Genomic DNA, 23,494 nt, shown 5'->3' with positions numbered 1-23,494 from the left:
GCTGTCGGCCACCGTTCCGGCTGCCGCTACCTGTTCCCACGATTCGAGGAGTTCCCTGTCATGGCCGAGCTAGTGCCGTGGGCTGACCAGCCTCGGTGGAAGCAGCGTCTGCTGCAACAACTTCAAGACACCACCGCCCGGAGATCGGACCTGCTGCACGGCGGTCTCGCCGCCGTGGATGGGCTGCCGTCGACGACGCCCGCCTGGCACACCGAACTACAGCGTGTGGAGCAGGTGGGTGCCGATCTGGCGAATCGTGTTCGGGCGCACGGGATGCCGCAGGAGTGGATCGACACCGTCCGTGGTCACGGTGACGCCGGGATACGGTTCGGCGACCGCTACCCGGATCCGGACCTCGGTGCGAACCGGGCGCGGGAAGCGTTGATCGATACGGTCGCCGACGATATCTGGCAGTTACAGCACACCGCCGTGCTCGTGGCTGCCCGCCGCGAACGACTTGCCGCGGCAGGAGTTTTCAGAGAACCCGATGCGAGAACGTCGGGGCGTGTCGATCAGGCGATGGTGGGTTTGTGGTGGCGCGCCGGCACTGTCGCCGACACCCTGGCGCTCACGGCGGGCGAGCGAGATCAGTTGTGGGCCAACGACGAACTGGGGTGGCGGCGGATCGTGGAGGCCACCGTCGCCACCTACGACGACGCCGAACTCGGCGCGCGGTGGCGTGCAGCCGTCGGCTCCGGTATCGACCTGGGCGCGTTCGCTACCGAGCGCAGCCCGGACGGCACACACGGCGCGATCCCGCCGCTTCCGGCGCAGATGATCGCCGCCGCCGAATACGCCCTCACCACCCGGGGCGAGACACCGGACTCGGAGTCCGGCGCGGCCATCGCCGCCGGGGTCGAGGCCACCGGGCTCGACATCGCTGATGCCGGGCCCGGGACGCAGGTCAGCGGGGACCAGGGCACCGGTCCGGCGTCTCACCTGGCACTCGGGCAGGAGGTCGAGCCATGACGGGCTTCGATCCTGCCAACCCCGTCGGACGGTCGATGACCCTCGAGCAGGCGTGGCTGCTGCGGCAACTGCATGGGCTTGCCTGGGCGTGGGCAGCACACCTCGGGTCCGCCGTGGACGAGGGATGGCCCGATCCCTTCGCCGGAGGACAAGACCACCTGCCCTCGCTGGTGGTGCGCCGCGCGTTGTGGGTACACGAGACCGCGGTCCACGGCGTGCCCGAGCGCACGATCGCGATGGCCTGGCTGGCCGGGTACCGGCAACAGGAATGGCCTGAGTTCGACCCGGACCGTGTCGACGCGGCGCTGCAGCGACTCACTTGGACCATCCTGACCGGCGACCGGGACCAGTTGCTCGATATGGCGGCCGTCGACACGCTCGCTGTCGACCGTCTCGACGTGCACCTGCCGCATCCGGAGGCAGCGGCACAGTTCCATCGCAACGCGACCGCGGTCTCCCGGCAGATCAACGCGGTCGGAGATCTTCTCGACGCCAGCGACAGCGTCTGGCAGCAACTGTGGACTGTCGACGGCGACCAGGTCGCCGCCCGGTACCGCGATCTCGGCGCGGCGACCGTGCGGGCGCGGTGGGCCGACTACGCCACACCGGTCATCGAGGTCGACGCCCACGGTGCGGTGGCGCTGCTGACGCAGGTCCGCGGTCACGCGGCCGCCTGGCAGCAGCCCGGCCCAGACGCGGCCGGTGCCGGCTCGGACGTCGCGCGCGTCGCCGATCCCCGTGCTGATCACCTACGCACGCAGGCCGCGATCAGCGACGCCCTCGGCGACGTCGCTCACCACTGGCCACCCGCCACCGGCGCGCACCCCACCGCGGAACCGACACCGCCCACGACCGACCCCGGAACCGAGGCCGAACCATGAGCGACTTCGTCCCACCGAACCCGGCCGGTGCACCGTTGAGCGAACAGCAGGCCGAGACGCTGCGGGAGCTGCACGCGCACGCCTCGGCGACCACGACACTCCTAGGAGTCGTCGCGTCGGAACCGTGGCACGAACCCGTCGCCGTGGCACAGGATCTCACCTTGCGTGCCCTCACCGAGGCCCGAGTAGACACCGAGCAGCACGCTCGCGCGCTGGGTGTGCCGGAGCGGACGGTGGCGTTGGCGTGGCTGGCCGGGCACCGCCAGCAGGACTGGCCCGCAGCCGATCCCGGCGGACTCGACGCAGAACTGCAGCGCCTGGCGTGGCAGGGCCTTGTGGCAAACACCGACCGGCTGCTCGACATGCTCGCCGTCGAGACCGCTGATATCAACCGCGTCGATGTGGGTCGGCCGGATCCCGATGCTGTGGACCAGTACCACCGCAATGCGATTGCGCTCGCCCGGCAGATCTTCGCGACCGGTGACCTGCTGGAGGTCGGCAACGCCGACTGGACCCGGCTGCTGCACATCGATGAAAGCCAACAGACCGGGCCCTACCGCGATGTCGACGCCGAGACGCTGCGCGCGCGGTGGGTGGCCTACACCGACCCGAACATCGCAGTCGACGCCCGCGCGACCGTAGACCTGCTCACCCAGCTCCGCGACCGCGGAAGAGCCTGGCAACCGACACCGGACAGCACCAGTGGGGCAGCGGAGACCGAGCTCGACGTCACCGCCGGAAACCGGCAGACCCAGACCGCGATCGATACCGCCCTGTCCGGCACCGACCCCAGCTGGCAGCCCCACACCACCGTCACCGCGTTTCCCGAACCCGGCACCCGGCCGAGCACCGACCCCGGAGTCGACCCATGACCCGCCACACGATTCGACGCCCGGATGCACGAGCAGTCGGGCGCATCACGGTGACCGCGGCAGCGCTGACGACGCTGCTCACCACCAGCTGCGGTGACCCCGAACCCGGGCCGGAGCCAGGTGGCTGTACCGCGGCGGCGTTCCCGGCGCCGTTCACCGATGTCGACCCGTGCTCGGCGGAGGCGGTGCTGACCGCGGCGACGGCGGCAGTGTTCAGCTACCGGCCCGCCGAGCAAACCGATCAACGCGCCGCGTTCCGCACCGCCCGGCTGTTGATGGATCCCGGTTTCGCGACCCGCACCGAGCCGGCGGCGATGGTGTGGGCACCGATCACCGGCGCGCTGTGGCAGCAGTGGACAACCAGCGGCACCACGGTGACCGCGACCGCCCGCGTGACCGGCGACGACCACCCCGCCGACACCGCCACCACCAGCGCACGCGTCCTCACCGTCACCGCCCGCCCCAGCGACGGCGGCACACCCTTGCATTTCACCGTCTACACCCACGCCACCCGCCCGAATCCCGCTGCGGGATGGCAGCTTTCGGGATTGGAGGTCCCCTCATGACTACTCCCGGCGGCGATCCCGTCGAAGAAGCAGGCCAAGCAGTCCGGCAAGGATTCATCCAGACCTTTCAGACCGCGGCGATGACCGCGAACCTGCTGCAACGGCGGGGCGCGGAATCGCGCTCGGTCACCGAGCATCGGGTCCGGTTGGAGGATCGGGAGGCCGAACAGTGGCGCAAGTTCCAGATCCATGGCCTGCAGGCGCAGGGCTACGTCAACCGAGAAGCGCGGGACCGACAGCTGTTCGGGCTCGAGCAACGGATCAAACAGGCTCGCCTGCACCACATCACCGAGGAATCGCAGCGAAAGGCCGAGTCCAGCAAGGCATTCGAGGAACGACACCGCAACACGCACGGGCTGCAGGTGCGGAACCTGCGGGCCGAACACAACCGCAAAGACGCGATCCACACAGTACAGATTCGCAGCTACACCAAGCGGGCCGCCCAGGAGCAGCGTCGCCACGACCTCGACGTCGAATACAAAAAGCTGCTCATCGACCACCGGCGTCGCGCCCTCGGTCTCACCGAAACCCTCACCGGCACCGGCGAACCCACCGCCGCCGCCGCGACCGCGGCGGCGCAGTGGGCCGCCGCGCACAGCACCGCGGACCTGTCCGACGACCACCAGCGCTACGCCGACGCTTACGCCGAACGTTATGGCGACGACACCGGCCAGGATCCGGGCGAGATGATCGACACCGACGGGGTGGAACCTGCGGCCGACACGGGTCAGCGGAGCGAGGGTGCCGACCCTGATCCCGAGGCGAGCGTCGAGTCCTCGTCGTCAAACGTTGCCGACACGATGGCCAGCCTGGCCGAGGAGCTGACCTTCGGCCACCTCGCCGAGGCGATCGACGCGGAGATCGTCGAGCTCGTCGACCCGGATCATCCCAGCGATGGCACCGACCCTGATCAGGGCGGCGTGATCGGTGCCGCGGTCGACGCAATCGCCACGCATACAGGCAGCAGCTCCGAAACCGGTATGTCGTCGGAGGCTCCGCCTGATCCACCGGCGCCTGGGCGAGCGCCCGATGCGGGAGTCGAGCCGTGACCGAGAAGCCGACGCGTCAGCAGGCCAAGGTGCTCAAGGCGATCCAGAATCAGATGGCCGACATGCAGCGCACAGTGGATCGCGCTGAGCAGCAGTACGACCAGTCCGGAGAGTCACCAACTCCGGGGTGGCACAACAACATCCACAGCCGGGGCCGGCGCCACGAGGAACTGGAACGTGCCGCGGCGGCGGCCGGGGTGCCGCAGGCATGGATCGAACAGGTCCGCGTCCGCGGCGAACACCGCCTGGCCTGGAAGGCCGCGTTGCATTGGCGCGAACCGGAACCGATCGACCGTCAGACGCTGCTCGACCGGCTCGGTGACCAGTTCCGGCAGGTACAGGACATGGCCGCTGTCGCCGCTGCCTACGGCGAGCAGGCCGCCCAGCTCGACCCGGCCGCCGCGGCACTGTTCGACGGCCGACTCTGGATGCTGGGGCAGCGTGCAGCCGCCATAGCGGCGGTGCTGAAGGTGTCGAGCACCGAGGCAGACCAGCTGTGGGGCGACCACACCTTCACCGCTGCCGCCGACAGCGTCCGCGCCGCGGCACCCCACGCGCTCGCGTGGCGGTGGCACGACCACACGCATTCCGACATCACCGACCTCGCGTTGCAGGCGACCGTGCTGTCGGCTGCTGGTATCACCGGTGACCTCGCTCGCGTCCCGGCTCCGACACCACCGGAGATGGTGCAGCGCATCCCCGAGATCCTGGCCCGGGACCCGGTGCCCGCGGCGGCGACCGAGGGTGGCCACTCGATCGCTACCGCCGTCGACGCCACCGGCGTCACCAGCGGGCAGCAGGCCGAGTTCGACAGCGGCACACCGACACCCCCGGTGCATAGCCCGGCGCCCGTACACGGGATCGAGCCGTGACCACCGCCTCGCGATCGGAATCGGGCCCTGTCGAACGCAGCGAGCCCACCGCGGCGCAGCTGGCCGTGTTGCGGCAGATCCACGCCACCGCCACGCAGGCGGCGCGGATGCTCGACGACAGCCGCCACTGGTGGGACACCGCCGGTGATCTGCCACCACAGTCATGGTTCACGGCATTCACCACGATCGGCGAACAGGGACGCGACCTCGAGGCGCTCGCCCACGCCGCGGGCATTCCGGCGCCGTGGATCGCGCATGTCCGCCGTACGGGCGAACGCGGCATCGGCTGGCATCCGCCGCGACACTGGCCGGACTCCGCCACCATCGACCGGGCTGCGCTGATCGGCGCCCTCACCTCTTCGGCGTGGCAGCTGCGAGAGCTGGCCGTCGCCTATGCCGTCTACCGCGACCATCCCGGTCACGACCCTGCGGTGGCCGCACGAGCCCGGGAAGCGCTCACCGTCACCCGCGAGCGTGTGTCCGGCCTGATCACGGTGGCCGGTTTGACGGTGGCGGAGCGGGAACGAGTGTGGCCGACCGGTGACACCACCTGGGCCTACACCACCGCCGACCGCCTCGACACCGGCGACCTCGACGCGCGCGCCGCCCGGTGCCGCGCCGCGTCGGTGATCGACCCCGGCGAACGACGGCAACTGCGGCTCCTCGACGAACTCGACCTGCCCGGGAACGGACCGGATCCGCTGCCGCACCCCGCCCAACTGGTCGCCACCGCGCTCACCGCGCTACGCAGCCTGCGCAAACCCGCCGAACACCTCGCGAAACCACCGCACACCAGGCCTGGTCCGCCCCATCGCTGCGGCCATCGACACCGCCCTGCCCGAGACTTCCGGCCGCGCAGGCTCCCCACCCGAGGACGCACCCGCACCGCAGTCACGCGCCGACATCGACCTCGCGGCCGGGACAGATCCCTGACCGGACTCGATTCCGGTGCCGAAACAACACCCGCACAACACATTCCCTAGACAAGGAGCATCCTGATGACCGAACCGTCACCGTCGCCGCGACCGCTGGGCACGGCGGTATGGCACACGGGCCCGGCCTGGCAGCAGCGGCTGCTGGACCGTATCCAGAACCTGGCCGCCGACCGCGCACAGCTGCTGAGCCGGGGATATGAGAGTTCGCCCGGCGGCACGGACGGGCCACTGCAGGCATGGCGCACCCACCTGCACGGCCTCGCCGCCGTCCGCCGGGAGGCCGAAACCCACGCCGAGGCCGTGGGTATCCGCCGCGACCACATCATCGCTGCCCACGCGTACGGAAGCGGCGGAATCCGCCCCGCACCCCAGCGGGCGGGGGATGCGGTGCGCGACACCATGGTCGACGGCGTCGCCGCCGATGTGTGGCAGCTGCAGCACATGGCCGCCCTCGAAACAGTCCGGCTCGAATTGTCCGCCGGGGATGCCGGATTCGATCCCGAGCAGGACGCCACCGCGCAGTACGCACGCAACATGGACGCGCTGTGGCGGCGTGCCCGTGAGGTCGCCGACGCCGTCGGCCTCACCGACGACGAGCGAAACGGCATGTGGGCCACCGACACCGGCGAGTGGCGCCGCCTCCTCGACGTGACTGTGTCCCAGTACGACCTCGAGGATGTCGAGGAACGCTGGCGCGTGTACGCGTGGCCCGGTATCGAGACCGACGCCCAGCGCGCGGTGTCGGTGCTGGGCTCACGGATCGCCCGCGGCTCGGTCATCGACCCGGTCCCGATCCCCGCACCGCAGGTCATGCTCTCCGAGTCCGCCGCGGCCCTGTTCCGCGACGACCCGAGCACAGAAACAGACGGCCCCGATACCGCGGCCGACGCCGCACTCCCCGACGGCACCGAACACGACTGGACGACCACCGAACCCGCGCCGACGCCAGCGGACGACGACCCGGCCGCGGGAGTCGAGCCATGACCTCGCAGGCTCGAACATCGTCTGTACCACCGGTTTCGCCCGACCGTAAGAGGTGGCGGTGACCGGCCCGGGCGGGCGGGAAATCCCCGCCGAGCACGTGGCGATGCTGCGGGAGATTCAGCGGCTCGCGGTCGAGAGCGGCCGTCTGCTGCAGGCGATGTACGAGGCGGGCGGTGACGCGCGCACCGACCTGCACACCGTGGCACGCATCAACGCGGTCGACACGAAACGCGAACTCTCCGAGATCGCCGCCCGCGCGGCGGGAGTCCCGCCGGAGTGGGTCGACCGCGTGCGGGCCCTCGGGCTGCGCGGCAACGAGTGGCGCGACAACCAGCCGATGCCCGAGCCCGCGGTGCACCCCCGCGGGCAGAAGGTGGTGCCCCGCGTGGCCGACGATATCGAACGACTCAAGGACATGGCCGCGGTCGACACCGTCTACAGCCTTCGGCACTGGGCAGACACCGGCCGGTTCCCGGATCATGTTCTCGGGCAACAGGTCCGGCGGAACATGGACGCGCTGTGGATGCGCGCCGGCCGGACCGCGCACGCGGTCGGCGGATCCGCGGCCCGGTGGTCGGCGCTGTTCACCGTGTCGGCCCAGGAATGGCAGCAGCGTCTCCAGCACTGCCTGCACGAGAGCACTACAGACGATCTCGCGATCCGCTGGCACACCTATGCGTCCCCGACGATCGCCGCCGACGCCCGCCGATCGCTGAAACAACTGCAGCGCGACGGATACCACGGCCCCGACGTCCCCTTGCCCGAGGTGATGCCACCGCGCGTGCCGGAACTACTCGACCAGGCACGCGACGCCCTCTCCGCGGTCACCGACCAGGTTCGGTCACCTGACGCTGCCACGGCCACCGCGGCCGTCGACGCAGTGTTCCCGGAAGCTCTGGCCCGCGAATGGTCCACCGGCACCGCCGATCCCGGTCGGGACGATCCCTTGTCGCCGGATCCCCAGCGTGATTCGGGACCGGACCCCTGATCTCGGCCCGTCCGTCGAAACCCCCTGTCCACAACCCTGTTTCACCTGTTGGAGGTGTCGATCATGACCCCACCACCGCCGGTGCCGGACCCGGTGCCGGACTGGCAAGCACAACTGCTGCAACGCATCACCGACCTGCTGCGCGAACACGACCGCCTGCAGCAGCTGGGACCCGACGGCTTCGACGGCACCGACGGCAGCCCGGAAACCGACTGGCGCGCCTGGCTGGACACCCTGAACGCCGCAGCGGAGGCCACCGAGGCACTCGCGGTATCGGCCGGAATCGACCCCGCCGACATCGGCCACGCCCGCCACGCCGCCACCGAACCAGCCAGATCTGCCGCCGAACCGGGCGCGTCTGCCGCCGAACCGGCGACGGCCGACACGAGTCCGGCCGGTGCGGGCACCCAGCTGTACCGCGACATGCTCATCTCCGAGTCGTGGCGGCTGGAACGGATGGCCGCGCTGCACGCGGCACGGTTGGACCGTGTGCACGCCGGGGTCTACTCCTTCGGCGCCGACCCGGTCACCAGCGCTCATCTCGAACGGGCCATGACCGTGGCTCATGCCCGTGTGGCCGCGCTGGCGGACGCCGCCGAAATCACAGCGACTGACGCCGAAGTCCTGTGGCACGGGCCGGAAGTCACCCGGATGCGGCAGGCGACCATGACCGCTCTGGCCGGGGTCGACGACCTGGAACTGGAACACGCCTGGCGCCGCTACGCCACCGCGGAAACCCTCCCGGCAGTGCCCGCGCTACTCACCGACGACGCCGCGGCCCGTACCGCCGACGTAGCCCCACCCACACCGCGTGAGTTCCTCGCTCATGCCGCGACCGCCCTGCACAGCGGGTCCGAGGCGACCGACGGATACCCACCGATCGAGAGGGCGATCGACACCTTCCTGCCCTACCTGGAACCCGGCCGCTGGAACCCCGACCAGGACCCCGGCCCCGCCTCCGACGCGCCGGATACCGGGCCCGACCCCTGGCTGGAACCATGACCGCCGCACACCGCGGCGCCGAGCCCGCTGGCCCTTGCCGCCCGGAGGTCGAAACGCCATGAGCGACAATACTTTCGAACCCGCAGCAGCCGAGCCTGCCGATGCGGGGCCGGTGTCGCGTGCACAACTGCGGGTGCCTGCGGGGGAGGGGACCGGGCAGCGGCGGGCCGTGCTGGAGGCGGCGATCGCGATGCAGGAAGGCCGCGCCCGCGCCCGTGCGTACGCGGCGAACGAGGAACTTCCCGACTACCTGCTGCCCGCCTACCACGCCCGTCTTGTCGAGATCGCGCTTCGCGAGACAACCGAACTGCGGCGGATGCTCGGCGACCCCGACGCGCCCGGCGACGAACTGGCGGTCGCACTGGAACAGGCCATGGTGTGGGCCGCAGACACCGAACTGTCCGAGATCGTCGACCGGTACCAGCGTGAACACGGCCTGCTCATCGACCCGCACACCGCCACCATCAGCCTCGACCCGGGATTCGATGCCGCACACCACGACCGGCAGGCCATCACCGCGCTCACCACGCGCCGCACCGGAGCTGTCGAACGCGCCGCCCACACCGTGCTGGCGATCGCCGACCTGCCCGAGGACGCACGCCGCCGCGCCCGCGCCGCGGTGACCCGGTGGTCTGCGGCTGCGGAGGGAGGCCGCGGCCGCGGCCCTGCCGGGGTGGCGTGGTCGGCCGGCCCGGGTGGTGCGCTCGATGATGGCCTCGCCGGATTGGCCAGCGACCTCGCCGCCGCCGGGGTGGGTGCATCGGAGCGGGCGGCCATCGGTTTCACCGCCGCGTACCTGACCGGCGATGTCACCGGCATCGACCTGTCGGCGACACCGCTGTTGCTCGATCCCGGCGACAGATCAAAGGACAGATCGCCGGGATGCTCGAACAACACCGCGACCACGCCATCGTGCTGCGGCCACGACCGGACCTCGCGATGCTGACACCCGCCGACCGGCAACTCGTCGCCGACCAGATCGCCCGCATCGACGCCGGCACCAGCGAGCACTGGCTGCACCTGTGGCCGGAGCACATCGACCGCCCCGACCTGATCGCGCGCCTGCACACCTACGCCACCCTGACCGAGACGACCGGCCGCTACGCCGACTACCTCGCACAGAATCCCGGCCATCCGGTCCCCGCCATGATGGTCTTGCTGCTCGACGACACCCGCCGCCAGCACCACGAACTGTCCCAGCTCATCGTGCACGGCCGCGGACTGCTGGACATCGAACGCGTCCTGCTCGCCACCACGGTCGAGCACCTGTCACTGGGCGGAGCGCTGCCCGAACTGCTGCTGGTCGACGAGCAATCCAAAGCCGCTGTCGATCGCGCGCGACACCACGATCGGGTCGAGACGCTGTGCCAGGCCGTCGACACCCAGCTCACCGGCGACCTGGCCCGCGCCGGGGTCCCGATCGATCGGGGTGGGGAGCGCGGCCGCGAACTGACCGGCATCGACCGGAGCCTCCTCGACGCGCAGAACGCCGCCCGCGACCTCGCCCACACCCGCCGCGACCCCGACCACGCACACCGCCGCTTCGACCGCGCCGCCCATGTCATGGACCAGCATCTGGCCCAACACAACGCCGCCGAGCCGGTCCGAGCCCACATCGACGTGCTGCTCACCCATCTGCGCGACACCGCGGCCGACCTCGGCCACGGGCGGCGCGCCCGGATGAACCGCTGGCAGGACCGCCTCGCCGCCGCCGTCTACCACCGCGACCAGCACGCCGGCCGCCACACCATCGGCGCCGCCATCGACCCCCTCCTCCCCGACAGCACCACCCAACACCGAGAACCGGACATCACCGGACCGGATCCACAGGAGCCGCCGCCGAGCCCCCCGAACACTCCGGGCCCGGAACCATAGACGACCACCCACCGGGTGAGCGGCGCGCGCTGGCACCAACCGCCGCACAACACCACCCCTGACCACACGAGGGACATCTGCACCGCCACCACCCCACCCGCCCCGTAACGGGACCGGAGAGGTGACCCGCTTCGACATCCGAAGGCGGAACCCGATGTCCGACAACACATCCGATAACACTGCCGACAACTCGACCCCGCACCCCAGCCCGATCGCACACCGGTTCGGGACCGACGACCCCGACGCCGTGCACGCGGCGCGGTTGCGCGCGGTGCAGGACACGGCATACCTGCGGGCAGCCTGGCTGGCCGCCGCCACCGCGAACGACACCCGCATCACCGGCCAGAAGTGGCAGTGGGCGGTCTTCGCCAACGGCATCGACGACGACCTGTCCCAGGCCCGCCGCGACGCCGAACGCGACGGACTCACCACCGACGACATCGCCCGGGCCGAGCACCTCGGCAGCAACGGAACACCCTGGGCCACCCAACCCGCCCACCGGCTCCTCGGCCGACTCGAACAACTCTGCGTCCAACTCAACATCAGCCAGCAGCTAGCCCACGCGCACCACACCCACGCCACCGAGCAGACCCAGCAGCTGGCCACGACCCACACCACGATCGAGGAACTGCGCGAAGACCTCGCCCGCGCCGACAACACCATTCACGACCTGACCGCCGCCGACGTCGACCACCACTGGGAAACCGGAAACCGCCAACACCACCGCGACCCCGCACCGCGCTGGCCGCAGCAACTCCGCAACGCCCACACCGACATCGCGGCCGCGACAGTACGCGACCTCATCGACGGACCCAACCAACGGGCCGACCCCGCACGGCGTGGTGACGGGTCCGGGATCGGCGACGCCGTCGACACCGCGCTCCCCGACACCAGCGGCGCCGGCGACGGGACCTGGAGCGCGAACCCGGAACAGCTCCCGACCGCCACGCCGGAACGCGAGATCGGACCCGGCCCGGAACCGGGGGCCCAGCTATGAACCTGGTCGAGGCACCCATCGGCTACGCCAACCCCGACTTCTACCCCGATCACGACAGCCGGGTGCGGCAGCTGCGCGCCGACTTCGCCAAGTACTACCAGCTGCAGGAGATCGCGCCACACGCCCTCGACGAGGACACCCGCACACAGTATTTGGCACACGCCGAGGGTCTGGCGATGCGGTGGGGCCGCCACGAGCAGGAGCGGTTCCGGCGGATGTGGCAAGCCCGTCAAGCCGGGGTCATGGGCTGGCAGTCCGGGCCGCAGCGAGCCCGCCGGATCTTCGACGAACTTGCCCGCTCCCGGGAGGCGGGGGAGTTGCCGGTCGACGACGAGTTGTGGGACGCGCTGGTCGACGCCCGCCACGTCACCGGCCACGGCGACGGCGTCGTCCTCGCCTCGGCGCAGGACGCCGACCACCGCTACCCAAATCTGCTGCCCGACACCTACACCGCCGCAACCCGGGACCGTCCGCTGGCGGCGTTGCTGAACCCGCCCGAACCGGACCCGCGGACCGCGGTGGAACGGTCGCTGGGCGCACCCCGCACAGGTGTCTCGGCGGCGACCGAGAAGGAGACCGATCGCGTCATCGCCGCGACCGACGCAGCCCTCGAGGCTGAGGAGCAGGCCGCCGACCTCGACACCGGGTACGAGACGCGCCGCATGCTGCTGCCCCGCGAAATCCGCGACGCCCCCATCACCTACCGCTACACCGACACCGCCACCTGGGAAACCCGGCACGCCCAACTGCTACGGCAAGTGCAAGACCTCGCCGCCGAACACGCCAACAACACCTTCGACCACCACGACAGCGACCACGCCGTCATCCACCGGTTGGAAACGTTGCGGCAGGCCACCTCCGACGCCGGCCGCGCCGCCCTGCGCGCCGGAATCGTCTACGACGACGTCGAGCGCGCCTACCAGGCAGGCCGCGACGGCATCTACTGGAGCACCGAACCCTCCCACGCCCGCCTCGGGCGCCTCGCGCAACTCACCGAACAACGCGACCACGCCCTCGCCGACGCCGCCGCACTGCGCCACCAGATCGACACCACACACCCCGAGTACGGCACCGCAGTGGACACCGGAACCGACACCGGCACAACAGCATCCGCCGGACGAGCTCAAGACAGTGGCGAGCCCGTCCGCACGGGCGCAGGCGCCGACATCGGCGACGCCATCGGCGCCGCGCTGCCCGAGATCGCCGACACCAGTTGGGCCGCAGCCGAACCCGACGCGCACGCCCACTCCGGTCCGGCGCCCACTGCCGGTCCGGACATGGAGGTGCCGCCGTGAAAACCCCTGCCGCGCTCGCTGATCCACAACCATCCCCACTCTTATCCACAACCCCTATGGGAGGTGACAGCCATGATGGCTCGTCGTGAAACCCGCCGCCGCAGCACCGGCGGCCTCGGAGAAGAAAACTGGCTGCTGCTCCTCGCGCTCGCCGTCATGGCCGTCGCCGTGGTGGTGTGGGCAGCGTTGAGCCTGGGCAGCTGGTGGGCCGGGCTGCCGGTCACCGGCCACCCCGCCGTCGCCCTGCTGCAGGTGATCGTCGGTCACCATCGGTGGCCGTGGCAATCCACCCTCATCCTCGCCGGATTCTTCTTCCTCATCAGTTGCGCCGGGCGGGTGGGGTGGCGGCGATTCCCGCGCACCGATCCCATCGACGCGGCAGCGCGGACGATGGTGTCGCCGCGGCAGATCACCGTCGGCCGCCGCGAAGACAACACCACGGCCGCGCGAAGGCTGCTGAAAGACGCCCCCGCGCAGGTGCGGTCGATGCCGGGCCCGCTGCTCGGCAAGACCGTCATCGGCGGCATCGACCTGCACCTGCCCGCGGAGCTCGGGATGTTTATCTCGGCCGGACAGCGCACCGGCAAAACGATGGCCTGGGCGATCCCGGCCACCCTGGACGCGTGGGGACCGGTACTGGCCACCAGCAACAAACCCGACCTCTACCGACACACCCTCGCCGGGCGCGAGAAACGCGGCACCGTCTGGATCTGTGATCTCCAGGGTGTCACCGGCACACCGCAATGCAATTTCTGGGTGAACCTGCTGGGGCAGGTGCCGAACCTGCCGAAGGCGCGGATGCTGGCGTCGTTCTTCGTCGCGGGCGCGACCGGGTCGGCCGCCCAGCAGGCCGCCGCGAAAAAAGACGACTACTTCGACGGCGGCGCCCAGGAACTGCTGGCCCTCTACATGTTCGCCGCCGCCCGCGCCGACGGCGACCTGCTGCACGTCGCGGAGTGGCTGTCGGCCGACCAGGACCAAACCCCCGTCCTGATTCTGCGCGCCAAAGGGCACCTGCAGGCAGCCACCCGGATCTTGGACGCCCAATCCCTCTATGCCCGGCAGAGGGATGGGCTGTTCGACATGGCGCGAAGGTATCTCAACACGCTGTCGGATGAGGGGTACGCGCAGATGGTGACCCCGCCGTCACGGAAGCGATTCACCGTCTACGACGGCGACCACGGCGTGGTCATCGATATCGCGCACGGCCCGGTCACCCATCAGCGGCCGCTGTTCGTGCCACACAGGTTCGTCACCAGCAGCGACACCGTGTACGCGCTGTCGATGAAGGGCCCGGACTCGGCCACCGCCTTGACCGCTGCGCTGGTTGGGCAGATCGTCGAGGCAGGTCTCGCCACGGCCCGGCAACGCGTGGACGGCCGCCTGCCGATACCGCTGCTGGCGGTGCTGGACGAGGCCGCCAACTGCGCACGGGTCGCCGAACTGCCCGACTGGTACACCTACTGCGGCGGCTGCGGCATCGTGTTGATCACCATCGTGCAGGTCCTCGAACCCGCCGAAGAACTCTGGGGCCCCGGCGGAGTCAAAACGATGCGCGCCCAATCCATCGAAATCTACGGCGGCAACATCGCGACCACCTCGTATCTGGAGGAGTGGGCGCGCGCGATCGACGACCACGACGTGGCCGACCATTCCCGCTCCCGCGGGCCCGGCGGCACCAACAAATCCACCTCTTGGCGCGCCGAACCGATCTTCAACGTCGCCAAACTGGGCAGGCTTCCCAAAAACCGCGCCCTGATCCGACTACCCGGCCACGAACCAGTCCTCGTCCGCAAGATCTTCTGGTGGGACAACCCCACCCTCCAACCCCTCGTCACCGAATCCCTCGAACGCTTCGAAAAACCCACTCCCACACCACCTCCCGCACCGCCGGGCCACACCGGACACGCGGGAAGTGTCGAACTATGACCACCACCTCCGGCACCGGCCCGACCCCGGGCAGCGGCGGCAGCGGCACGAAGGCGCCGATGCCTCCGGCGTACCCGAACTTCGTGGTCTTCGCCGAGAAATGGCTGTTGCCGTTCGTGAACGTGCGTCTCGCCGAAGCCAACAGGGAACAGACCTACACCTGGTGCCGGCAATGGTGGCGGCACCGGGCGGTGTCGGTGCGCATCGCGCACCTGCACGCCGCCTTCGAAGCCGCACGCCGCTCCCGCAGCGGCAGCACCGTCTCCACCTACCTCACCAGCCACGTCGATGCCCACTTCCGGGTGATCCTGGACGCCGCCAACGGGCCACTACACCGCTGCACCCGCGCCAAACACGTGGCGCTGCCCTCTTTGTCGGCCGACCCGGTACCGCCGGGCTGGTTCGGCGCCCGGCCGAAACCCACAACCGGCAACCAGACCACCGACGACGGTCAGGGTGAGGGCGAAAAGAAGAAGACGCCGCCGCGGTTCGGGCACTACGCCGACTGGGTCGAGCACTGGCTGCTCCCGGTCACCGCCGTCAAGGTCACAGCGAATCACCGTGAAGGCCAATACACCTGGTGCCGACAGTGGTGGGACCACCACGGCGTCGCCGTCCGCTTCGCCGCCCTGCACGCGGTGTTCGAAGCCGCGCGCCTCGCCGACGACAAAACCGCCATCAGCACACTGTTCGTCTCACACATCGACCCCCACCTGCGTGTCATCCTTGACGCTGCCCAAGGCCCCCTGCACCGCTGCTCGCCGGACAGGCATGTCCCGCAACCCGGCCTCCCCACCACGACAGTGGCGCCGAACTGGTTCGGCCTCTCCGGCCGCCCGGTCCCCATCGAGGATCTCGGCTTCGGCCCCGACTTCCGCTCCCTGCGCCCTGCCACCGGCACCTGACCTACTTCCGGCAATCCGACCGTCCTTGTGCCGCACCGAATCCGGCCACCACAGCCATCCGACAGAAAGGGTGTCCACGATGACTCCTCCCACCATCCACACCGACGGCCTCTCCTACGAGATACGAGAGGCGCGGGGCCGCACCGAGTTCCGGCGATTCCGGCATTTCAACGAGCTCGCTGGAGCGGTGAACGCGGCTCGATCGGCACGAGAGATGTGGCTGGCCACCAAGACCGGGCTGTTGTCCTCCGCCCTCGATGCCGACTACACCACCGCGTTGGGACTTGCCTGGACCGTTGCCGAGCTGCCCGGCGCGTTGATGGCCCGCTCCCTGGCCTTGGTCGCGGTCTCGCACGGTGAGGTGATCGGTGGACTCACCGCGGGTCCGCCGTGGCGGATCATCCGCCAACTCGCGCCCGTCGGGAACGACGTGGCGAGGCATGCGATCGTGACGATGATGAAGATCCACACTCTCGCCGTGCTGCCGGACTATCGGGGCAACGGCGTCGGCTGTGCCCTCGTCACCCGCGCGGTCGAGATCGCGCGGCTGGCGGGCGCGCGAGTGGTGCATGGGCAGTTCGACACCGCCAGCGGACAGGCCGGGTTCTACGGCCGGTGCGGGTTCACCGTGCACGACCCCGGAATACCGGTCGAATTCTCCTCCTACGGCATACCCGCTGGCCACGTCCCAGGACCCGGTGAATCCCTGTTCTCCATGGCCTTGGCCACCAGCAACAACAGCAGGTCGTGAGCTGCTCAACAGGGATTGGGTGCGACCGATCGCCGATGGCTGCCGCCTGACGGCGCCGGGGTGGGGGAGGGGCGCGGCATCGGTTTGCTGAGCGCGGTCGGCGCGTTACAGTGTCGAACACTAGTTCGACTAAGCCGGTCGGTGGGCACCGGGAGGTGTGGCCATGGTTGTGATGATCGATCCGCACGATTTCGTGGGTATGTCGCGAGCGGAACGCGATCGGGCGGTACAGCGCACGCTGGCCGCTGTGCCGCGCCGTCAAGTCCGCGACAGTGGGCCGCAGGCCGAGCCGCTACCGCGGATCGAGGGGTTGCTGCCGGTGCCGCCGCCATTGGCGGAGATCCTGCCGGAGGGCGGGCTTCGACGCGGAACGGTGATGTCGTACGCCGGGGTGGCCGGGCCGCTGGCGGGGATCGTGGCCGCGGTGACCGCGTCGGGCGGGAATGTCGCATTGAGCGGCGTGCCGCAGCTCAACCCGCACGCGGTGGTGGAAATGTCGGGCGATTTGAACAGGATGTATTTCGTGCCGGACCCGGGAGACGACCACGCCGAGGTGCTGGGCGTGCTGGTCGACGGCTTCGACCTCGTGGTGGCGGGTGCGCGGGGCTTGGCGCTGCCGCCGTCGCGGGCGCGGGCCATCGCGGCGCGTGCGCGAGCCAGTGGATGCTCGGTGATCTTGACGGGCGGGATCCGTTGGCAGGGATCGGGTTTGCGTATCGTCACCCGCGTGGTCGGCTATGAGGGCATAGAGCGTGGCTGTGGACGGGTCACCAGACTTCGATTCAACATCCAGGCACACGGCGCAGGTCAGATGCGGTCCGGCGTGGTCGAACACGGCCCCGCCGACGGGAGCGTCGAATGGGCCCGGTCAGCGGTCGCTCCCGTGGCGCAACTGCGGACGGGAACGTGATGACACGCGGACCGGACAACGAGGGACGTGCAGACCGCGGCTATGACGCGTACCGCTGGGTGGATCCCCCGATCGATGTATGGGTCTTCGCGTCCCGGCTGTGGGCTCCCCAGAGCTTGCCGTGGAGATCAGAGCCCCCAGTGCAGCCGCAGAACCGAGGACTGTGCCTCGACGACGAGCCCGGCCGCTTGGTGGAGCTGCTGGTGACGGTCGCCGGGTACATCGTGTCGCGCGTGCAATTCGCGCCGCTCATCGGGCGGCAACGAAGCGCAGAGGTCATGCTGCTGCCCTGGGGCACATTCGCACCGGCCACCGACGCCGGCGCGATCCGGTTGCGGGAACTGGTCCTCGAGTTCGAACTCGGCTGCCCAGTGGCGAGGTGACCGCGCGGCCGGGCGCGGCCTCATGACGGCCAACATCGGCACGGGGCGAGTGAGGACTCGGGAAGCCTTCTCCGGGCCCTTTTTGAGCGCCGGGGTGCGTCCATCGGGACGCCTGATGCGGGTACCGTGTCCATCGTCTGCAAACATGCTGGCAGCGGCGCCAGCGGAGGCTCGAACCCTCCGGGCTCGGTGCCCCGTTGCGCAGCCTGAGCGGCGGAGGCGAGCCCGTGCCGACCAAGCGAAAGGTGACCCGATTACCCACGCCCGCGAAACAAGCGTGGGCGACTGCCGGTGATCCGGTAGATGGTATCGACGAGTTGCTGGATCTCGGCGCGGATTCCATCGTCATTCAGGGCCCGACCGAGGTATCGGATCGGCCGCGTCCACTCCAGCGGGCCGACAACGGGCAATGGCTCGGCTACGGAGTTCCGCAGGCCGGTATATCGACAGAACGGTTGTGGGCGGCCGGGCAGGACCTCGTGGTCGTGTATCACAGCGACCGGCCGGTCACGGCGGGATTAACGCAGATCGATCGCGTCCGAGCTGACGCTGCCTATCGTGGCTGGGGCGCCCGGGACGTCGGGCGCGGTGAGGTCCGATTCGAGCGGGGCGATGTGGTCATCGAAGCGCGCTTCTCGCCGTCGACCGGAAACATCACCAAGGCCCGACGACTACGCCCGGACACCAAACCGGAACCGTCGGCCGCGGTAGGCCAGTTGGGCACCCTACTGCGGTGGCTCGGCGAGGAGCCGTGACCCGGGTTCTCCAGTTGCTGCATGTGGAAGTTCTTTTCGGTATGCGCGATTCCCTGGCCGGTCCTTGTACATCGAAAACCCGGTGGTTCTCCTGTAGCCGCACGCTTCATACAAAGCGTGGGCGGCCACTTGCTTGCTACCAGTGTCGAGAATTGCTGCCCGGTAGCCAGCTCGTCGTGCACCCTCTTCTAGGTGGCCTAGGACTTGGCTCGCGATCCCAGATCGGCGCAGGTCGGGCTCGACGTACATGCGCTTGATCTCCGCGGTCGCACCAGTCGGGTCACCCACATGCCGTCGGTACCCGCCGCACCCAACGGGAACGTCATCTACAAAGGCGACGACAAATCCCCCGCCCTGCTCCGGGGCGAACTCATCCGGCGAAACGGGCGTCTGATCAGGGTGTCCGTAGAGTTCTTCGTTGACGCTGTTCGCCTTCACGATCAGTGTCGTGGCAGCGGGAGAGTCGTATCGCTCAGGGTGCAGCACAACTTCCTGAGAGCTGGTCGACGAGGTCTGCATATAACCAGGATTAGCAGATCGGCGCCTGCTTCAACATCGCGAACTTGTCGAGAAACTCGCGCACTGTCGACGTCGTGCGATGCGGCCGCAACTCGGTTGTGATCGTCTCGATGAGCTTGCGGCACCGGGCCGAGCCGACCTCCGGCAGCATGGGCAGCACTTGCTCGGCCTCGTAACACGCCAGCTCGAGGTCTTGCCGGCCACCGGCTCCTCTGGTGTGCGCCAGGGCAAGGGAAAGCCCGTACAGGACGCGGTCGCGCGTCGCGTTCTCGCCGAGGTGCGCCAGCCCCTCCGCTAGCTGGGATTCGGCTCGTTTGGTGTCGCCGAGATGGAGGTAGCAGCGACCTGCCTCACTGGTCAGCACCGTTGAGTCCATCCAGTAGACCCATTTTGGGTCGTTTTCATGCGCTCCATGGGCGAGTGCCTGAAGGGCGCGGTCGAGTGCTGCGGACGCTGGGGCATGCATCCCGGTCGTGGCGAATGCGCGTGCCTCCCGCATCGCGATGAGGGCCTGGACGCGCGGTGTTGCGCCGCCTCGCAGTCCTTGGCGGACCGTGCTCATGATCGAGACAGCGTCGTGAGTTCGGTTACGCCATGTTTGCTGGAATGCGATGCAGCTGAGCACCAGGGCGCCGAGTTGCTTGTCGCCGGACGACACGGCAGCCCGCAGACCGAGCAGATAGGTGCGCTGTGCGAAACCGTGACGCCCGAGATCGAATCCCAGCCATCCGGCCAGCTGCGCCATCTGTCCGACCACGGACAGGAGCCGTCTACCGGTTGCTGCGGAGTACATCGAGTCATTCAGAAGATCGACTGCTTGAGCCAAGCGATGAGTGACGGCCCGCAGAACGAGCTCGCCTCCGTGTCCATCATCGAGGAGCCTCAACTCAGCCAGATCACGTTCTAGATAGTCGATGAAGTCGGCCGTCACGTAGCCGCGACCGCTCGCCTTGTCGTCCGCCAGCATTAGGTGACGCGCAGATTTCGACGTATCGGCGACAGTCGTTAGCGGGGTGCCGGAGACGGCGAAAAAGGTCTTGGCATCACCAGCGAGCCGGAACTCATCGAGGAGAGTGAGAGTCTCGCGAGGCTCCCAGCTGTCAGTCGACATATTGGTGATAGCAGGGAGCCACACCTCAGTCTGCAGGGCTCGTCCCGGCCACAGTTGATCGACGGTGACAATCTCACCGCGGGCTTCGGTGAGTATCCCGGCCACGACGGCAGGTAGTGGATCTCGCGGCACCGTACCTCGATCACGCCACGCGAACGGTGTTTTCGGGTGTATCCGCCGGTCACGGCTGACCATCCGGTTGACCGCACGCGCGAGTTCGTAGGGCGACCACCCGATTTCCTGGAGTATCCGCCGAAGTTCCGGATTCGTACGTGTCCCGCCCATTCCTGTGATCGTAGCCAAATTCGGGGTTGCCTGAACTCAGGAATGGCGTTGAGGGCGTAAATGCGGCGAAATACTACATCCGGCTCTCATTTATCGGTGATATGCGACAGCGCCGCCTATGGCTGCCACATGGTGCAGCGACTGTGCTGGGTGAACACATCGCTCTGGCGATCCGACCTCAGAAGACGCGGCGACGAGGGTGACGGTCACGATGATCATGTCGAAATCAATTGGACTGCTGTCGCTTTCGTTGGATGACTGCGACCAGGAGCCCGTGCATCTGAACTGGGACACCGCACGGTGGCTGTGGAGAACGCATCGCGACTGCCCAGCGGACTGTCGAGAGAAGACTTGCTGCGGGCGCGGCCCTCTCCGATCAACCGGATTGGGACTGACGATGGAGCGTGCGCGAATTGTTCGTCAACGAATGGCGGCTGCGGGCCGTATCGCGACATTCCGCCGATTGCGCAGGCGACCGGGCTGCAACATCGATGAGAGAAATGCCATCCCACCTGGCATCGGACGTCGGGCCAGAGCACCCCGGGGAAGCAGCGACCGGAGTGGTGCGTGCTCGTCCCTCCAGAGTGTGGGGACAGCAGGTGCTGGAGGCGGGTGCCCTACTGCATCGGCATGGGGACAGTGCGAGACTGACAGCACGGCGCGTAGAGGTCGAACACCGCCGGGCAGATCGCTCGGGTTGGACGCTGCGACGTACGTGGTGTTGGCCTGTCGCACCGCTCGATGCCTGCGTGCACGTGCGGTCGATCTATTCGATCGGATCGGTTGTGATGCAGCGGAATCCGGTGTCGTCGTCAGTCATCGTGTGGTCGGCGTCGTTGAATGCGGCTGGGTTTGCGCGGTCGAAGGGGGAGGTGAAGGCGCTGCCTTTGAGTTCGTATCTGCCGTCTGTGGTGGGGGTTTGCTGCCATTCCCAGACGTTGCCGCACAGGTCGAAGGCTCCGAACGGGCCGGTGCCGCTTTTGTAGGTGTCGACGGGGGTGGTTCGTCCGGGGCCGCTGCCGCGGACGTTGCATTTGGCGGGGGTTGCCTGGTTACCCCAGGGGTAGGTGTTGCCGCGGGTGCCACGGGCGGCCTTCTCCCACTGCACACTGGTCGGGAGCTGTTTGTTCGCCCACTCGGCGTAGGCGGTGGCGTCGTCGTGGCTGACCCACACGACGGGGTGCTCGGCGAGGTCGGGGGGCGGGTGTCCGTCGGCCCAGTGCTGGGGCGGGGTGTGGCCGGTGGCGGCGACGAATCGGGAGTAGTCGCTGTTGGTGACCGGGTAGGTGTCGATCCAGAAGCCGGGAACCCATTCGGGTTTGTCCTGCGGCCCGATCAGGCAGACGCCTTCGGGGATCCAGGTGAGCCATTTGCCGTCGACCGGGTGGCGGGTGCGCGTGGATGGGGCGAAGGCGTCGACGTCGCGGTCTTCACCGATCGCGTCGGGTGGCACGAGTTCGATGAATCGCGCGGTTTCGACGGCGTCGAGGCGCGACAGGACGGTGTCGAGGGCTTCCTGGTTGACCGGGCGCGGTGTCAGTGCTTTCCCGCCGGCTTCCCATTTCGATATGAGGCGTTCGTTGACCCCGAGCAGCGCGGCGAATTGCCGCAGTGTCATGCGCTGCGCGTCGCGCAACGCTCGCGTTTCGTCTCCGGTCCAGGGCCGGATCAGGCCCACCATCGCTCGTTGTGCCCCTTCCTGTCGCTGTGGCGCACCAGCCTAGCCATCCGGAAGACGAGACAGTGTTCAGATTTGTTCTGGCGGAATGGATTCGTAATCCTTGCGCAGGACCTCGATCAGGTCGTGGTCGGTGGCCCAATGCGTGTCGTCGATGCGCGAGACGGCGCGGACACCGACTGCGGCGTTGGTGGCGACGGCGCCGACGAACTCGCCGAGCCGGTCGAGGGTGACGGTTTCGGTGACGACGTTCTCGTCGCGGGCCCGTGCGAGCAGTCGCATGGTGGTGCCGACGAGCATGTAGGCGCGCGGCCACACCAGCTGACCCTCGGTGGTGATGAATCCGATGTTGCTGGTGGTGATTTCGGAGATGACGCCGCCGGGGTCGGTGAACACGGCGTCGTCGAATCCCGAGCGCTGCGCATTGGCGCGGTGATACAGGGCCCCGAACAGCCCGACGTGTTTCACCCGCGGCAGGTCACGGGCGTAGGCCATGGCTTGCAACGCAACCGGACCCTGCGGCGCGGGCGGAGCCGCGCGCATGGTCACCAGGATCCGCGGGGCCGCGTCGGCTCCTGGGCGGCCGAGCTGTATGTCCGGGTCGTACACCGTGACCCGCACGGTCACCGGGCCGGTGACGTCGCGTACCGCGTGCCGGATGTGGTCCCGGACGCGGTCGGGGTCGAGGTCGGTGGCGAACACCTCGCGGCAGTCACGGACCAGCCGGTCCAGATGCAGCGAGAAGCCCCGTGTGGCACCGTCTTCCACGCGCATCGAGGTGAAGTGCCCGTAGCCGACCAGCCCGAGAGGGGCCAGGTCGTCGGGCGTGACCGGTGCACCGTTGAGTTCCATGCTGCCAGTGTTCCACCGCCGGACCGGGTTACGGCCCGGGGCGGACGCCGAAGGCCGGTCCCGGGCGGTGTAGTTCGGTGCCAAGGCGGTTCCGAGTTCGCGGACCTGTGCCGATGCTGAAGTGCATGACA

At 69.0% G+C, this 23,494-nt stretch carries 24 protein-coding genes; 20 read left to right on the top strand and 4 right to left on the bottom strand.

The genetic code is table 11. The features are described from left to right. Positions 1–60 precede the first annotated feature (60 nt). From NM1_RS29830 to NM1_RS29735, 20 genes are all read left to right on the top strand, one after another. A complete protein-coding gene (locus NM1_RS29830; protein WP_068027348.1) occupies positions 61–969 on the top strand; it encodes a hypothetical protein in 909 nt (302 codons plus the stop codon). After that, entirely contained in the window at positions 966–1,850 is an 885-nt protein-coding gene (locus NM1_RS29825; protein WP_147289143.1) for a hypothetical protein, read from the top strand. The genes NM1_RS29830 and NM1_RS29825 overlap by 4 nt, the downstream gene beginning before the upstream one ends. Continuing rightward, positions 1,847–2,722 carry a hypothetical protein gene (locus tag NM1_RS29820; RefSeq protein ID WP_068027342.1) on the top strand — a complete coding sequence of 292 codons (876 nt, stop codon included), beginning with the start codon at positions 1,847–1,849 and terminating at the stop codon, positions 2,720–2,722. Before NM1_RS29825 ends, NM1_RS29820 begins: the two co-directional genes overlap by 4 nt. Further along, entirely contained in the window at positions 2,719–3,288 is a 570-nt protein-coding gene (locus NM1_RS29815; protein ID WP_147289142.1) for a hypothetical protein, read from the top strand. Before NM1_RS29820 ends, NM1_RS29815 begins: the two co-directional genes overlap by 4 nt. Next, positions 3,285–4,337 (top strand): hypothetical protein, encoded by a 1,053-nt coding sequence (locus NM1_RS29810; RefSeq protein ID WP_147289141.1) that lies wholly within the window; start codon positions 3,285–3,287, stop codon positions 4,335–4,337. Before NM1_RS29815 ends, NM1_RS29810 begins: the two co-directional genes overlap by 4 nt. After that, positions 4,334–5,209 (top strand): hypothetical protein, encoded by an 876-nt coding sequence (locus NM1_RS29805; RefSeq protein WP_068027334.1) that lies wholly within the window; start codon positions 4,334–4,336, stop codon positions 5,207–5,209. The genes NM1_RS29810 and NM1_RS29805 overlap by 4 nt, the downstream gene beginning before the upstream one ends. Continuing rightward, positions 5,206–6,192 (top strand): hypothetical protein, encoded by a 987-nt coding sequence (locus NM1_RS29800; protein WP_068027331.1) that lies wholly within the window; start codon positions 5,206–5,208, stop codon positions 6,190–6,192. The genes NM1_RS29805 and NM1_RS29800 overlap by 4 nt, the downstream gene beginning before the upstream one ends. Before the next feature lie 15 nt (positions 6,193–6,207). After that, complete coding sequence (locus NM1_RS29795; protein ID WP_068027328.1) at positions 6,208–7,128, top strand: hypothetical protein; 921 nt, start codon at positions 6,208–6,210, stop codon at positions 7,126–7,128. Positions 7,129–7,186: 58 nt separating this feature from the next. Continuing rightward, complete coding sequence (locus NM1_RS29790; RefSeq protein ID WP_147289140.1) at positions 7,187–8,116, top strand: hypothetical protein; 930 nt, start codon at positions 7,187–7,189, stop codon at positions 8,114–8,116. A gap of 63 nt (positions 8,117–8,179) precedes the next feature. Next, positions 8,180–9,118 (top strand): hypothetical protein, encoded by a 939-nt coding sequence (locus NM1_RS29785; RefSeq protein ID WP_147289139.1) that lies wholly within the window; start codon positions 8,180–8,182, stop codon positions 9,116–9,118. A gap of 58 nt (positions 9,119–9,176) precedes the next feature. Continuing rightward, entirely contained in the window at positions 9,177–10,064 is an 888-nt protein-coding gene (locus NM1_RS29780) for a PALP domain-containing protein (RefSeq protein WP_147289138.1), read from the top strand. Beyond that, positions 10,001–10,993: a hypothetical protein gene (locus NM1_RS29775; protein ID WP_068027318.1), complete on the top strand. Its 993-nt coding sequence runs from the start codon at positions 10,001–10,003 to the stop codon at positions 10,991–10,993. The genes NM1_RS29780 and NM1_RS29775 overlap by 64 nt, the downstream gene beginning before the upstream one ends. Before the next feature lie 154 nt (positions 10,994–11,147). Beyond that, the gene (locus NM1_RS29770; protein ID WP_068027315.1) at positions 11,148–11,990 is read left to right on the top strand and encodes a hypothetical protein; all 843 of its coding nucleotides are present in this window, start codon (positions 11,148–11,150) and stop codon (positions 11,988–11,990) included. Beyond that, positions 11,987–13,285: a hypothetical protein gene (locus NM1_RS29765; RefSeq protein WP_068027311.1), complete on the top strand. Its 1,299-nt coding sequence runs from the start codon at positions 11,987–11,989 to the stop codon at positions 13,283–13,285. Before NM1_RS29770 ends, NM1_RS29765 begins: the two co-directional genes overlap by 4 nt. A 72-nt stretch (positions 13,286–13,357) precedes the next feature. Further along, complete coding sequence (locus tag NM1_RS29760) at positions 13,358–15,214, top strand: type IV secretory system conjugative DNA transfer family protein (protein ID WP_068027308.1); 1,857 nt, start codon at positions 13,358–13,360, stop codon at positions 15,212–15,214. Then, positions 15,211–16,119, top strand: a complete 909-nt coding sequence (locus tag NM1_RS29755) for a DUF4913 domain-containing protein (protein WP_068027305.1) — start codon at positions 15,211–15,213, stop codon at positions 16,117–16,119. The genes NM1_RS29760 and NM1_RS29755 overlap by 4 nt, the downstream gene beginning before the upstream one ends. Before the next feature lie 79 nt (positions 16,120–16,198). Continuing rightward, entirely contained in the window at positions 16,199–16,870 is a 672-nt protein-coding gene (locus NM1_RS29750) for a GNAT family N-acetyltransferase (RefSeq protein ID WP_169814342.1), read from the top strand. A 163-nt stretch (positions 16,871–17,033) separates the two neighbouring features. Beyond that, positions 17,034–17,780: a DnaE2-dependent mutagenesis accessory factor ImuA' gene (gene imuA', locus NM1_RS29745; RefSeq protein WP_068027299.1), complete on the top strand. Its 747-nt coding sequence runs from the start codon at positions 17,034–17,036 to the stop codon at positions 17,778–17,780. A gap of 188 nt (positions 17,781–17,968) precedes the next feature. Then, entirely contained in the window at positions 17,969–18,163 is a 195-nt protein-coding gene (locus tag NM1_RS42595; protein ID WP_170176889.1) for a hypothetical protein, read from the top strand. A 227-nt stretch (positions 18,164–18,390) separates the two neighbouring features. Next, complete coding sequence (locus NM1_RS29735) at positions 18,391–18,918, top strand: hypothetical protein (protein WP_147289137.1); 528 nt, start codon at positions 18,391–18,393, stop codon at positions 18,916–18,918. On the opposite strand, the gene NM1_RS44695 is transcribed toward NM1_RS29735, so the two are convergent. From NM1_RS44695 to NM1_RS29720, 4 genes are all read right to left on the bottom strand, one after another. Then, the gene (locus NM1_RS44695) at positions 18,889–19,437 is read right to left on the bottom strand and encodes a GNAT family N-acetyltransferase (RefSeq protein ID WP_084520172.1); all 549 of its coding nucleotides are present in this window, start codon (positions 19,435–19,437) and stop codon (positions 18,889–18,891) included. The genes NM1_RS29735 and NM1_RS44695 overlap by 30 nt on opposite strands. A 10-nt stretch (positions 19,438–19,447) precedes the next feature. After that, a complete protein-coding gene (locus tag NM1_RS29730) occupies positions 19,448–20,833 on the bottom strand; it encodes an NsdA family TPR-like regulatory protein (RefSeq protein ID WP_147289136.1) in 1,386 nt (461 codons plus the stop codon). A 766-nt stretch (positions 20,834–21,599) separates the two neighbouring features. Next, positions 21,600–22,514 (bottom strand): SUMF1/EgtB/PvdO family nonheme iron enzyme, encoded by a 915-nt coding sequence (locus tag NM1_RS29725; RefSeq protein ID WP_174556931.1) that lies wholly within the window; start codon positions 22,512–22,514, stop codon positions 21,600–21,602. 66 nt (positions 22,515–22,580) lie between these two features. Continuing rightward, on the bottom strand, positions 22,581–23,363 hold the full coding sequence (locus tag NM1_RS29720) for an aminotransferase class IV family protein (RefSeq protein ID WP_068027287.1): 783 nt from the start codon (positions 23,361–23,363) through the stop codon (positions 22,581–22,583). Positions 23,364–23,494: the final 131 nt, after the last annotated feature.

It is taken from the genome of Nocardia mexicana NBRC 108244, from assembly GCF_001613165.1.
Taxonomy (GTDB): domain Bacteria; phylum Actinomycetota; class Actinomycetes; order Mycobacteriales; family Mycobacteriaceae; genus Nocardia; species Nocardia mexicana.
This window is presented reverse-complemented; position numbering and strand designations above follow the sequence as displayed.

Coding starts and splice junctions, on each gene's coding strand:
- NM1_RS29830 (WP_068027348.1), top strand. CDS start 61: ATGGCCGAGCTAGTGCCGTGGGCTGACCAGCCTCGGTGGAAGCAGCGT.
- NM1_RS29825 (WP_147289143.1), top strand. CDS start 966: ATGACGGGCTTCGATCCTGCCAACCCCGTCGGACGGTCGATGACCCTC.
- NM1_RS29820 (WP_068027342.1), top strand. CDS start 1,847: ATGAGCGACTTCGTCCCACCGAACCCGGCCGGTGCACCGTTGAGCGAA.
- NM1_RS29815 (WP_147289142.1), top strand. CDS start 2,719: ATGACCCGCCACACGATTCGACGCCCGGATGCACGAGCAGTCGGGCGC.
- NM1_RS29810 (WP_147289141.1), top strand. CDS start 3,285: ATGACTACTCCCGGCGGCGATCCCGTCGAAGAAGCAGGCCAAGCAGTC.
- NM1_RS29795 (WP_068027328.1), top strand. CDS start 6,208: ATGACCGAACCGTCACCGTCGCCGCGACCGCTGGGCACGGCGGTATGG.
- NM1_RS29785 (WP_147289139.1), top strand. CDS start 8,180: ATGACCCCACCACCGCCGGTGCCGGACCCGGTGCCGGACTGGCAAGCA.
- NM1_RS29780 (WP_147289138.1), top strand. CDS start 9,177: ATGAGCGACAATACTTTCGAACCCGCAGCAGCCGAGCCTGCCGATGCG.
- NM1_RS29775 (WP_068027318.1), top strand. CDS start 10,001: ATGCTCGAACAACACCGCGACCACGCCATCGTGCTGCGGCCACGACCG.
- NM1_RS29770 (WP_068027315.1), top strand. CDS start 11,148: ATGTCCGACAACACATCCGATAACACTGCCGACAACTCGACCCCGCAC.
- NM1_RS29765 (WP_068027311.1), top strand. CDS start 11,987: ATGAACCTGGTCGAGGCACCCATCGGCTACGCCAACCCCGACTTCTAC.
- NM1_RS29760 (WP_068027308.1), top strand. CDS start 13,358: ATGATGGCTCGTCGTGAAACCCGCCGCCGCAGCACCGGCGGCCTCGGA.
- NM1_RS29755 (WP_068027305.1), top strand. CDS start 15,211: ATGACCACCACCTCCGGCACCGGCCCGACCCCGGGCAGCGGCGGCAGC.
- NM1_RS29750 (WP_169814342.1), top strand. CDS start 16,199: ATGACTCCTCCCACCATCCACACCGACGGCCTCTCCTACGAGATACGA.
- imuA' (WP_068027299.1), top strand. CDS start 17,034: ATGGTTGTGATGATCGATCCGCACGATTTCGTGGGTATGTCGCGAGCG.
- NM1_RS44695 (WP_084520172.1), bottom strand. CDS start 19,437: ATGCAGACCTCGTCGACCAGCTCTCAGGAAGTTGTGCTGCACCCTGAG.
- NM1_RS29730 (WP_147289136.1), bottom strand. CDS start 20,833: ATGGGCGGGACACGTACGAATCCGGAACTTCGGCGGATACTCCAGGAA.
- NM1_RS29725 (WP_174556931.1), bottom strand. CDS start 22,514: ATGGTGGGCCTGATCCGGCCCTGGACCGGAGACGAAACGCGAGCGTTG.
- NM1_RS29720 (WP_068027287.1), bottom strand. CDS start 23,363: ATGGAACTCAACGGTGCACCGGTCACGCCCGACGACCTGGCCCCTCTC.